The 12,601-nt window shown below is 43.0% G+C and carries 11 protein-coding genes; 8 read left to right on the forward strand and 3 right to left on the reverse strand.

The window, feature by feature from the left end:
- Positions 1-117: 117 nt before the first annotated feature.
- On the forward strand, positions 118-681 hold the full coding sequence (locus HMPREF2794_RS23840; protein ID WP_022301990.1) for a calycin-like domain-containing protein: 564 nt from the start codon (positions 118-120) through the stop codon (positions 679-681).
- 118 nt (positions 682-799) lie between these two features.
- On the opposite strand, the gene HMPREF2794_RS23845 is transcribed toward HMPREF2794_RS23840, so the two are convergent.
- Both HMPREF2794_RS23845 and HMPREF2794_RS23850 read right to left on the reverse strand, forming a co-directional pair.
- Positions 800-1,585 carry a porin family protein gene (locus HMPREF2794_RS23845; RefSeq protein WP_070752886.1) on the reverse strand — a complete coding sequence of 262 codons (786 nt, stop codon included), beginning with the start codon at positions 1,583-1,585 and terminating at the stop codon, positions 800-802.
- A gap of 88 nt (positions 1,586-1,673) precedes the next feature.
- The gene (locus HMPREF2794_RS23850) at positions 1,674-2,759 is read right to left on the reverse strand and encodes a PCMD domain-containing protein (RefSeq protein WP_070752888.1); all 1,086 of its coding nucleotides are present in this window, start codon (positions 2,757-2,759) and stop codon (positions 1,674-1,676) included.
- 133 nt (positions 2,760-2,892) lie between these two features.
- Here HMPREF2794_RS23850 and HMPREF2794_RS23855 point away from each other — a divergent pair, with 133 nt between their 5' ends.
- Entirely contained in the window at positions 2,893-4,179 is a 1,287-nt protein-coding gene (locus HMPREF2794_RS23855) for an L-cysteine desulfidase family protein (protein WP_010539308.1), read from the forward strand.
- A gap of 105 nt (positions 4,180-4,284) precedes the next feature.
- Here the strand turns inward: HMPREF2794_RS23855 and HMPREF2794_RS23860 are convergent, their stop codons facing one another.
- Positions 4,285-4,860 carry an FKBP-type peptidyl-prolyl cis-trans isomerase gene (locus tag HMPREF2794_RS23860; protein ID WP_010539307.1) on the reverse strand — a complete coding sequence of 192 codons (576 nt, stop codon included), beginning with the start codon at positions 4,858-4,860 and terminating at the stop codon, positions 4,285-4,287.
- Positions 4,861-5,335: 475 nt separating this feature from the next.
- On the opposite strand from HMPREF2794_RS23860, the gene ilvD reads away from it, so the two are divergent.
- From ilvD to ilvC, 6 genes are all read left to right on the forward strand, one after another.
- The gene (ilvD, locus tag HMPREF2794_RS23865; RefSeq protein WP_070752890.1) at positions 5,336-7,138 is read left to right on the forward strand and encodes a dihydroxy-acid dehydratase; all 1,803 of its coding nucleotides are present in this window, start codon (positions 5,336-5,338) and stop codon (positions 7,136-7,138) included.
- 46 nt (positions 7,139-7,184) lie between these two features.
- Entirely contained in the window at positions 7,185-8,882 is a 1,698-nt protein-coding gene (gene ilvB / locus HMPREF2794_RS23870; RefSeq protein ID WP_070752892.1) for a biosynthetic-type acetolactate synthase large subunit, read from the forward strand.
- 18 nt (positions 8,883-8,900) lie between these two features.
- A complete protein-coding gene (gene ilvN, locus HMPREF2794_RS23875) occupies positions 8,901-9,461 on the forward strand; it encodes an acetolactate synthase small subunit (protein WP_070752894.1) in 561 nt (186 codons plus the stop codon).
- Entirely contained in the window at positions 9,461-10,204 is a 744-nt protein-coding gene (locus HMPREF2794_RS23880; protein ID WP_010539303.1) for an acyl-[acyl-carrier-protein] thioesterase, read from the forward strand. The genes ilvN and HMPREF2794_RS23880 overlap by 1 nt, the downstream gene beginning before the upstream one ends.
- 11 nt (positions 10,205-10,215) lie before the next feature.
- Entirely contained in the window at positions 10,216-10,800 is a 585-nt protein-coding gene (locus HMPREF2794_RS23885; protein WP_070752896.1) for a porin family protein, read from the forward strand.
- A gap of 86 nt (positions 10,801-10,886) precedes the next feature.
- On the forward strand, positions 10,887-11,930 hold the full coding sequence (ilvC, locus tag HMPREF2794_RS23890) for a ketol-acid reductoisomerase (RefSeq protein ID WP_010539301.1): 1,044 nt from the start codon (positions 10,887-10,889) through the stop codon (positions 11,928-11,930).
- Positions 11,931-12,601: the final 671 nt, after the last annotated feature.

Genomic DNA, 12,601 nt, shown 5'->3' on the forward strand with positions numbered 1-12,601 from the left:
AGTTTTCGATAAGAAGGTTGTGAATTCAAAATATCTTCGGAAAAGGAAGCAAATTGAACCTTTTTTCCTCTTTTTAGTTTATAAATGACGATTATTTACTAACTAAACCGGAAATTTATGAAAAAGAATCTATTGTATTTGTGGGCATTGGTATGCTCTGTCTCTCTTTTGGCGGCTTGTAGCAGCGATGATGATAATACGGTCAATGATGAAACGACTCCTCCGGAAGAAGAGGCGGTAATAACTGCTCCCGATGTGGTAGGGACATATTGGGGTAATCTTGATATTTCAATGATACCGGATGGCTCTGGCCAGGAAATAGTGATTGCTGACGGACTTCCCAAATTCATCACTTTCTCGCAGGTCAGCAATACGGAAGTGAAGATGGAACTGAAGGATTTTGAACTGTTTATAAACGGAAACATCTTGAAGTTCGGTGATATCGTAATAGATAAGTGTACGGTGAAAAAGGCAACTGACGTTTCAACGTTTACAGGACAGCAGGACTTGATTTTTCAGGGAGATGCTGCTAGTTTGGGGACCTGCGCTACTACGATAGAAGGGACGGTTCAAAATGGAGATGCTTCGATGAATATTCAGGTAAAAGTGCCTGCGTTACAGCAAACCGTGAAAGTTACTTTCTTCGGTGTGAAGCAGGTAGAAGAATCCGGTAAGGACTGATCCGGCAGGGGTTCAAATAAGATTGTAGATATGAATTACGCGGATTTCACAGTTTTAAGAATTGAGTAACTAAAAAACGTGTTAATCTGCGTAATTCCGTGCCTGGCTTTTTTATTATTTAGAAAGCATATCCGAAGCCGATATTTAAATAGATCGGATACATGGCAAAGGTAATTGTCTGGAAATCATTCTTGAAGATATCATTCAATCCCCATGTGAGGTCTGCATATATATTCAGATGTTTAAATGCTCTCCATCCGGCTCCTACTTGCATTCCCCACTGAAAATGTCTCAGGTCGTCCGAGAAGTCATAAGTTGCGATTTTATCATCCGTAAATTCTACTTTGGGGCCTACCGGGTCACCTTCACGCAAATATCCTTCATATACGTGTCCCGAAAACTCTCTTGAAAGCAGATACGAAAAATAAGGTCCGGCTTTAATATTCCAACGGTTGCTCAACTTGTAAGTAGCCATTAGAGGAATTGTCAGTCCGGAAGTGTGGACTTTGGTTTTTACTCCTCCTGTCCAGACACCGCTGATTCTTTCTCCTCCTTGTCCCAGAATTTCCATATTATAGTTTTTTACGGTGGCTTCTGTTGTCATGGCTTTATTTTCCAACCGTAATCCGACAATTACTCCCAGTTTGTTTTGAACGGCAAACCACTTGGTCACTTCTCCTCCAATGCTGATAGCCAGCGTCGGGTTATAGCCGTCAACCGAACGGATTTCCACAGGTAGGGGGAGCGGAGCCGTGCCGCCAATGCTGAACCCTGCTTTGATTTCATACTCCAGCCCATGAAGAGCGGAGCGGATAAGCGTTTCATTTCTGTCAACCTGCGAATAGCTGGGAAGGGCTATGCTTATGCAGGCAAGTAAACTGAATATGTAGGAATGGACTTTCATCTTTATTATTATCAAATTATTCATTATTTCATTATGTAGATAGTCACTCTGTCTCCTCTTCTAATATGAGAGAATGGATAGAATGAAATCAGTTTTCTGAGCGATAGATGAGTTCGACCTCATCGATCAACAGCGTACTTCCGATAGCTCCATTAAAATGATCGCCTTCCAGACTGGATGTGAATACGATAGCTACATTATATTTTCCTTCCAGCAGCTTTTCTTTATCAATGTATTTTCCGGTTAGCATATTAAAAGGAAGTTTAAAGTAGGTCCATTCATCTGTCTCTTTAGCGTCATCAATGCGTGCCATTGAAATCAAGTTAGGGCTGGTGAAGGCATTTGTTCCGTCGAGGGTCGGTACAGATTCACTGGTCTCGTACATGATGGCGTATATATCGCATATGTCACGTTTGCCACTGACAGGTTTTCCTCCTTCTGTGAACTGATCTCCGGCTTTGTATTTATAATAACCGGCCAGATAAGTAGGAACATGCCGGAAAGGAAGCCCGAATTTAGTCGCTTTCAGTGGGTTACTCATGGCATTTCCTACATCGAAGGAACCGATGAACAGATTTCCGGCAGCGATAGGCATTCCCATTATGCTACCAAAGAATCCGGTGCTGCGAGTTACTAAGGACAGGCATTTTCCACTTTTTCCATTGGCAATTTGGAAGGTTGGATAGTCGTCGGCTGTTTTAGGAACTCCGGTCATCGCATAGCCGGCGTTCCCGCTTGCCCATTCCATCACTACTCTTTCTCTTTCCCGTTCTACAAAAATATAATATTTCTGCCCGCCGAGTGTATCTTCAAAATTATAAATGGTAGCAAGCTCTGTATCAATGACGGACACAGTGTACTTCTTCTTCCAAAAGCCGTCAGCAGCCGTAACGGTATATGGCTGGGGCGAATGAAAATCTCTTGTGGTTCCACAGGGAGGATCGATGGTAGCTCCCGGAGTTAACGTAAATTCCGGTGCAAGGGATGAAATGTCTGTTCCCGGTGCTACGAATATGTTAATGGAGTTATTAGTGATGATCGGGCTTGTTGTCATGACTGCTTCCGGCAATCTGCAGCTCAATATATCTGCCTCTGCATTGGGAGCTTCTTCGCGGATGCAAGAAGAAGAGAAAATGGCTAGCAGTAAATAAACAATAACGTGTTTTGCTTTCATTTTTCTATTATTCTAACTGTTAAAGTTCGGTTCTTGGGGGATTTTATAACAATATGCAATTTTATTTGTTCACTAATGGATGTTTGATAAAAAAGAATTTTCTACTTTTGTGGAAACTAAAGCCTTATAGGTTATGATTGAATCGGAAAGAAAGCAAATAATAGACTTGATCAGAAAAGAAGTGATTCCGGCGATAGGATGTACAGAGCCCATTGCGGTAGCACTTTGTGTGGCTAAAGCTGCCGAAACTCTCAATATGAAACCGGAGAAAATAGAAGTATTATTGAGTGCGAATATACTGAAGAATGCGATGGGAGTCGGTATTCCGGGAACGGATATGGTCGGGCTTCCCATAGCTGTTGCCTTAGGAGCGTTGATCGGTAAATCAGAATATCAGTTGGAAGTGCTGAGAGACTGCAGACCAGAGGCGGTGGAAGAAGGTAAACAGTTTATCGCAGAGAAACGAATCTGTATTTCTCTAAAAGAAGATATTGCAGAGAAACTATATATCGAAGTAATCTGTAAAGCCGGTAGTCGGAAAGCAACGGCAGTGATTGCCGGTGGACATACTACTTTTGTTTATATTGCTACGGATGAGAAAGTGTTGCTTGACAAGCAGCAGACCGTCAATGAGGAAGAGGAAGAAGCTCAGCTGGAACTAAACTTACGTAAAGTCTATGATTTTGCCCTGACCTCCCCTTTGGATGAAATCCGTTTTATCCTAGATACAGCACGTTTGAACAAAGCTGCTGCTGAACAGGCTTTTAAAGGTAACTACGGTCATTCTTTGGGTAAGATGCTCCGGGGAACTTACGAACATAAAGTCATGGGAGATAGTGTGTTTTCTCATATACTATCTTATACTTCAGCTGCTTGCGACGCCCGGATGGCCGGTGCAATGATTCCTGTAATGAGTAACTCCGGTAGTGGTAATCAGGGAATATCCGCTACACTTCCCGTTGTGGTATTTGCCGAAGAAAATGGTAAAACCGAAGAAGAACTGATCCGTGCCTTAATGTTGAGTCATCTTACAGTCATCTATATCAAACAGAGTTTGGGGCGCCTTTCTGCCTTATGTGGCTGCGTAGTAGCTGCTACAGGATCTAGTTGTGGAATCACTTGGCTGATGGGAGGAAATTACAATCAAGTTGCCTTTGCCGTTCAAAACATGATTGCCAATTTGACGGGAATGATTTGTGATGGTGCCAAACCGAGTTGCGCACTAAAAGTGACAACAGGAGTTTCGACAGCCGTATTGTCTGCTATGATGGCGATGGAGGATCGTTGCGTAACTTCTGTAGAGGGCATTATTGATGAGGATGTGGATCAAAGTATCCGTAATTTGACCCGAATAGGTTCGCAGGCCATGAATGAAACGGATAAGATGGTGCTTGATATTATGACGCATAAAGGATGCTAAAAATGAAGAACTGAGAAATGAAGAACTAAAAATGAAGAATGAAGAATTAGCTGCGCAATAACTGCATAGCAATTCTTCATTCTTCATTTTTAGTTCTTCATTTTATCAATGGCAGTGTCCGCCTTCGCAACCGCAGTCATCGCCACAGTCGCTTCCACAGCTGTCGCATCCGCAACCACAGCCTTCGCCACTCATCATTTTCACCAGTTCCTGGATTTCTTCGTTAGTAGCAGGGCGGCTTTCAATGACTTCACCTTCAAAGAACAGGTCGGCACCTGCCAACGGGTGGTTGAGGTCAACGATTACTACATCCTGTTGGATTTCTACTACGCTGGCGTTTACACGCTGGCCATCTCCGGTCATTAAAGGTACAATGCTGCCTTCTTGTACGCGTTCGCTATCGAACTTGCCATCTATTTCGAAGATATGTTTAGGAAGATCGAATACATGTTGCTCATCGTATGCTCCGTACGCTTTATCTGCAGGAATGGTAAAATCGAATTTATCACCCTTAGAAAGAGTTGTTATCTGGTTCTCGAAGCTTTCGAGCGTTGTGCCTAATCCTGAAATGAACTGAAAAGGATGTTCTGCATTTGTTTCTTCGAACAATTCTTTTTCACCATCTTCCACTGTATATAGCTTATATGCAACGGTGATGTACTTGTTTTCTACTGTTTCCATCTGATATTTATAGTTTCTAATTAATAAATCCCTTTATTTAGGGTGGACAAAGATACGAATAATTTGCTTGCTACCGGATGCATACTGAGTAAATTTCAGATTATTAAGCGCTTTTGTAAGAAATGGACAGTCCTTCTCTACTAACTGATAGTTGCAAATTCAACCTTTAAGTGATAAAATTTAGGTTTATTACCGCTCTTTTCTTACGATTATTCGCTTTTTAGTGATTTTTTTCTTCGATTTGTTTGGAGATAATAAAAAAGCCCTTACCTTTGCAGCACGAAAACAAAGAAAAGAAGATATGAATATATTACATACATCTATTAACCTAGCAGTTCTGCATATTATTCGCGTCGTGGTGGTGCCATCAAGAGCGTGAGAAAGGTTTTGTGTATGTATTCGTACCATAAAAGATAGAATTTAGAGCCTTTCTCACTGATGTGAGGGAGGCTCTTTAATTAAAAGATAGATTGAAATGAAAAAGCAATTACGCAGTTCGTTTAGTACACAAGGCCGTCGCATGGCGGGAGCCCGCGCATTATGGGCAGCCAACGGCATGAAGAAGAATCAGATGGGAAAACCCATTATCGCTATCGTCAATTCATTTACACAGTTCGTTCCGGGACACGTGCATCTGCATGAGATCGGGCAGTTGGTAAAGGCTGAAATTGAGAAGCTGGGATGCTTCGCTGCGGAATTTAATACGATTGCTATCGATGACGGTATCGCTATGGGTCACGATGGAATGCTTTACTCGCTTCCTTCCCGTGATATCATAGCAGATAGCGTGGAATATATGGTCAATGCGCACAAGGCGGATGCAATGGTATGTATCAGCAACTGCGACAAGATTACTCCGGGAATGTTGATGGCTGCCATGCGTCTGAATATCCCTACCGTATTCGTATCCGGCGGACCGATGGAAGCCGGCGAATGGAATGGCCAGCATCTGGATTTGATTGATGCTATGATTAAATCGGCAGATGACAGCGTAAGTGATCAGGAAGTGGCTAATATCGAACAGAATGCTTGTCCTACTTGCGGATGCTGCTCAGGAATGTTTACGGCGAACTCAATGAACTGCCTGAATGAAGCCATCGGTTTGGCCCTTCCGGGGAATGGAACCATTGTAGCTACGCACGAAAATCGTACAAAGCTATTTGAAGATGCTGCCAAATTGATTGTAGAGAATGCAATGAAATATTATGAAGAAGGAGACGAAAGCGTACTTCCCCGCAGCATTGCTACCCGTCAGGCATTCCTCAATGCAATGACATTGGATATTGCGATGGGAGGTTCTACGAATACAGTTCTTCACTTGTTGGCTGTAGCGCATGAGGCAGGAGTTGATTTCAAGATGGATGACATTGATATGCTGTCACGTAAGGCACCCTGTCTGTGTAAAGTCGCTCCGAATACACAAAAATATCACATTCAAGATGTTAACCGTGCAGGTGGTATTATTGCCATTTTAGCAGAGTTGGCAAAAGGCGGTCTGATTGATACCTCTGTTCTCCGTGTGGATGGCATGTCGTTGGCAGAAGCAATCGATCAATATTCAATCACGAGCCCCCATGTTACAGAAAAAGCAATAAAGAAATATTCAAGTGCGGCAGGAAACAGATTCAATCTCGTACTTGGCTCTCAGGGTGCATATTATAAGGAACTGGATACAGATCGTGCGAGCGGCTGCATCCGTGATTTGGAACATGCTTATAGCAAAGACGGAGGTCTGGCGGTATTGAAAGGAAATATTGCTCAGGACGGTTGTGTGGTAAAAACGGCGGGGGTAGACGAAAGTATCTGGAAATTTACCGGACCGGTCAAAGTATTCGACTCACAAGAAGCAGCTTGTGAAGGCATTCTTGGAGGCCGAGTCGTCAGCGGCGACGTTGTCGTCATCACGCACGAAGGTCCGAAGGGTGGTCCCGGTATGCAGGAAATGCTTTACCCGACTTCTTATATCAAATCCCGTCACCTTGGCAAAGAATGTGCCTTGATTACCGACGGACGTTTCAGTGGTGGAACTTCCGGATTGAGTATCGGACATGTTTCTCCTGAAGCCGCTGCCGGAGGTAACATAGGAAAGATAGTAGATGGAGATATTATTGAAATCGACATTCCCGCCCGAACGATTAACGTGCGACTAACAGATGAAGAACTGGCTGCCCGCCCGATGACTCCCGTTACTCGTGACCGTTACGTGCCGAAGAGTCTGAAAGCATACGCCAGCATGGTAAGCTCTGCCGATAAGGGAGCAGTGAGATTAATTGATTGATCCACTTCATTATCTATTATGAATTTCCATTATCCATTAAGAAACTATGAGTAAGGACTTAATAACAGGCGCAGAGGCAATGATGCGTTCTCTGGAACATCAGGGAGTGACTACCATTTTCGGTTATCCCGGTGGTTCCATAATGCCTACATTCGATGCCCTGTACGACCATCAAAATACATTGAATCATATCTTGGTTCGCCATGAACAGGGAGCTGCCCATGCGGCACAAGGCTATGCCCGTGTATCGGGTAAAGTAGGTGTTTGTCTGGTAACCAGTGGTCCCGGAGCAACAAATACCATCACCGGTATTGCAGATGCGATGATAGACAGCACTCCTATCGTTGTCATTGCAGGGCAGGTGGGGACAGGTTTTCTCGGAACGGACGCTTTTCAGGAAGTCGATTTGGTAGGTATCACCCAGCCAATCGCTAAATGGAGCTATCAGATTCGTCGTGCGGAAGACGTGGCTTGGGCGATAGCACGTGCTTTTTATATTGCCAGCAGCGGACGTCCCGGTCCGGTGGTACTCGACTTTGCTAAAAATGCACAGGTTGAAAAAACGAAATATGAACCGACAAAGCAGGAGTTTATCCGCAGTTATGTTCCGGTTCCCGACACAGACGAAGAATCGGTAAAGGCTGCTGCCGAACTGATTAATAATGCCGAACGTCCGCTGGTGTTAGTAGGACAGGGAGTAGAACTGGGAAGTGCTCAGGAAGAACTGCGTACCTTTATCGAAAAGGCAGATATGCCGGCAGGTTGTACCTTGCTCGGACTGTCCGCATTGCCTACTGATCACCCTTTGAATAAAGGAATGTTGGGCATGCATGGAAATTTAGGCCCCAATATCAATACCAACAAATGTGATGTACTGATTGCTGTCGGGATGCGTTTTGATGATCGTGTAACAGGTAATCTGGCTACTTATGCCAAACAAGCGAAAGTGATTCATTTTGATATTGATCCGGCAGAAGTTAACAAGAATGTAAAGGTAGATATTGCCGTTCTGGGTGACTGCAAAAAGACATTGTCCGCTGTGACCGAACTGTTGAAAAAGAATCAGCATACCGAATGGGTAGATAGTTTCAAGGAATATGAGGTAGTAGAGGAAGAAAAAGTCATTCGTCCCGAACTTCATCCCGCAACGGATTCTCTGAGTATGGGAGAAGTAGTACGCGCAGTAAGCGAAGCGACCCGGCACGAAGCTATATTGGTGACAGATGTAGGTCAGAATCAGATGATTTCTGCCCGTTATTTTAAATATACCAAAGAACGTAGTATCGTTACTTCGGGCGGACTCGGCACAATGGGCTTTGGTCTTCCGGCAGCTATCGGAGCTACTTTCGGACGTCCGGATCGCACAGTATGTGTATTTATGGGCGACGGCGGACTGCAAATGAATATTCAGGAGCTGGGGACAATCATGGAACAGAAAGCTCCGGTGAAGATTATCTGCTTGAATAACAATTATCTCGGCAATGTGCGCCAATGGCAGGCAATGTTCTTTAATCGCCGTTATTCGTTTACTCCGATGCTGAATCCGGATTATATGAAAATCGCTTCTGCCTACGATATTCCTTCCAAGCGTGTATTTTCGCGGGAAGAACTGAAAGTGGCTATCGACGAAATGCTGTCGACAGACGGACCGTTCCTGCTCGAAGCTTGTGTGGTAGAAGAAGGTAATGTCCTGCCGATGACCCCTCCGGGTGGTTCGGTAAATCAGATGTTGCTGGAATGTTAATTCTTAGTTTAAAAAGTTATGAGTGATAAGACATTATATACAATTATAGTTCATTCCGAAAATATAGCCGGATTGCTGAATCAGGTAACTGCTGTATTTACCCGCCGCCAAATAAACATCGAGAGTTTGAACGTGTCTGCTTCTTCTATTAAAGGTGTACATAAATATACGATTACCGCATGGACCGATAGGGACACTATCGAGAAGGTGGTGAAGCAGATTGAAAAGAAGATTGACGTTATTCAGGCACACTATTTTACGGAAGACGAGATTTATTTTCACGAGATTGCCTTATATAAGGTATCTACTCCCGCTTTTCAGGAAACTCCGGAAGCATCTAAGGTGATCCGCAGATATAATGCCCGTATTGTAGAAGTGAATCCGGTATTCTCTATCGTTGAGAAAAACGGTATGAGTGAAGAGATCACTTCACTTTACGAAGAACTTCGGGCTTTGAAATGTGTTCTGCAATTTGTTCGTTCGGGGCGTGTAGCCATTACTACCAGTTGTTTCGAGCGGGTAAATGAGTTTCTGGATGGACAGGAAGCGAAGTATAAGCAAAGTAAACAACAAGAGTGATGAGTGAAGAAAATAAAATAGGGACCTATCAGTTTGTGGCAGAGCCATTTCATGTGGACTTTAACGGACGCCTGACAATGGGAGTGCTGGGAAATCATCTGCTGAATTGTGCAGGTTTTCATGCCAGCGACCGTGGATTTGGTATTGCTACGTTGAACGAGGACAATTACACATGGGTACTTTCCCGTCTGGCTGTCGAATTGGATGAGATGCCTTATCAATACGAGAAGTTCTCGGTTCAGACATGGGTGGAGAATGTCTATCGTCTGTTTACCGACCGTAACTTTGCCATCATTGACAAGGATGGCAAAAAGATAGGCTATGCACGTTCCGTATGGGCGATGATCAATTTGAATACCCGTAAGCCTGCCGATCTGTTGGCACTGCATGGAGGGAGCATCGTCGATTATGTGTGCGATGAGCCTTGTCCGATTGAAAAGCCTTCTCGTATCAAGGTGACCAGTGATCAGCCTGTTGCAACGCTGACGGCCAAATACAGTGATATAGATATTAACGGGCATGTAAACAGTATCCGTTATATCGAGCATATACTAGACTTGTTTCCGATAGAATTGTATCAGACAAAACGCATCCGCCGGTTTGAAATGGCGTATGTGGCTGAAAGTTATTTCGGAGATGAGCTTTCTTTCTTTTGCGATGAGGCGAATGAAAACGAGTTTCATGTAGAAGTGAAGAAAAACGGGAGCGAAGTCGTTTGCCGTTCCAAAGTGATGTTTGAATAGCAAACAGAGAGATGAAGAAATGGTATGCCATATTGCTTCTTTTGTCCGCACTCAAAGTGAGTGCTCAGGAGATCAGTTTTATACCAGAAGTAGGTTTAGGATTATCCAATATAACCAATAGCGACAATAATAGTAAGGTGCGTCCCGGATTTAATATAGGTATGGGGATGGAAGTTATCTGGAATGAAAGAGTCGGTATGGGCATAGGAGTTAATTATCTGGTGCTGGGCAATAGGTTTACAACTGATTACATCTCTTATACGACCAAGTTGGATTACGTCAGTATACCGGTTTACGCAAAAGGATATGTGTACAAAGGGTTGTTTGTATTTGTAGGTCCCCAGTTCGGTTTTAATGTAGTCCGGGATGATGGAAGAGATTATGATGAATTGTCAGATCTGGACAAAATGCGTAAATTTGACTTTTCTATAGGAGTCGGTATCGGTTATCAGTGGGACTTTGGTCTTCAGCTTTCGGCAAGTCACAATTTGGGGCTGATTGATGTCTGGAAGAAGTATCCCGATGAATGGTCCTCTTCCGGCAAGAAGTATAACAGCATTTTTCAATTTAATGTAGGTTGGAGAATCGGATTTTAAAAAGATTATAATAATTAATAACTTGCCTCTTCTTTATTTTTTCGTAATGGAGAAAGAAGAAAGGCTTAAAACAAAAAAACAAAAAAATGGCACAGTTGAATTTTGGCGGTACTACAGAAACCGTAGTAATCCGTGATGAATTTCCATTGGAAAAGGCTCGTGAAGTATTAAAAAATGAAACAATCGCTGTAATCGGTTACGGTGTACAAGGTCCTGGACAAGCATTGAATCTGCGTGATAACGGTTTTAATGTAATCGTTGGTCAGCGTCCGGGTAAAACATACGATAAAGCAGTAGCTGACGGATGGGTTCCGGGTGAAACTTTATTCGGCATTGAAGAGGCTTGTGAGAAAGGTACAGTCGTTATGTGTTTGTTGTCTGATGCGGCAGTAATGTCTGTATGGCCAACTATCAAACCTTACCTGACTGCCGGAAAAGCTCTTTATTTCTCTCATGGCTTCGCTATCACATGGAGTGATCGCACAGGTGTAGTTCCTCCAAAAGATATCGACGTGATTATGGTGGCTCCTAAAGGTTCGGGTACTTCTTTGCGTACCATGTTCCTCGAAGGTCGCGGTTTGAACTCTTCTTACGCTATCTATCAGGATGCAACAGGCAATGCAATGGACAGAACAATTGCACTGGGTATCGGTATCGGTTCAGGTTATTTGTTTGAAACAACTTTCAGCCGTGAAGCTACTTCCGACCTGACAGGAGAACGTGGTTCACTGATGGGTGCAATCCAAGGTTTGTTGTTGGCACAGTACGAAGTATTGCGTGAAAACGGACACAGCCCTTCTGAAGCATTCAACGAAACGGTAGAAGAACTGACTCAGTCACTGATGCCGTTGTTCGCAAAGAATGGTATGGACTGGATGTACGCTAACTGCTCTACTACAGCTCAACGTGGTGCTCTCGACTGGATGGGCCCGTTCCATGACGCTATCAAACCGGTAGTTGAAAAATTGTATCACAGTGTAAAGACTGGTAACGAAGCGCAGATTTCAATCGACTCCAACTCTAAACCGGATTATCGTGAGAAACTGGAAGAAGAACTGAAAGCATTGCGCGAAAGCGAAATGTGGCAGACTGCTGTAACAGTTCGCAAACTTCGTCCGGAAAATAACTAATCAGACTTATTATATAAGCTTTTCAAAAGGCGGGAAAATCGTATTTTCCTGCCTTTTCTATGTAAATATCACTTTTTAAAACGATAGAAAAGGGGTAAAAGAAGAAAAAAGATTAAAAGACACTGATAATGTAGGTAAAAAAGAGCATTTATTATTACCTTTACGCCAACAAATAAAACAGAAAAGGCAATGAAGACACTTTTTACTTTCAGAAGATTGATATGTATGCAGAAAATTTCTTCTTTAATAAGTAGTATATCAGAATGTTACATCAAAAGATATTTAAGTTATTCTCTACCGAATAGTAGAAATAATACCATTTCAAGTCCTTTTAATATTTCGTGCTCCATTAGTAATTCGTTGGTATGATGCAGAAGTTTCATTCTGTAGCAGGAATGAACATGCGTTAAAACGTGTTTAAAAAAACTTTTGGAGCAGAATTTAGTGGGAAAATAACATTGTTTGTTTTGTTTGTAAATAGGGGTCCTCTTTCGTGAGAAAGGGGGCTTCTTTTTTTATCGAAACAATTCAGGAAAAGACCGCTTCCTGATCGTAGGGGGAGGTGGTAGGTGAGTATATTAGTCCTTCGTATCCTTTTGTTACAAATCAGAAGTTAAAAACATCTATTGTAGGAGACATATACATTCGAGAATTAAGTAGATTCTATTGTC

The sequence above is a fragment of the Bacteroides sp. HMSC067B03 genome (assembly GCF_001811315.1).
Taxonomy (GTDB): Bacteria; Bacteroidota; Bacteroidia; order Bacteroidales; family Bacteroidaceae; genus Bacteroides; species Bacteroides faecis.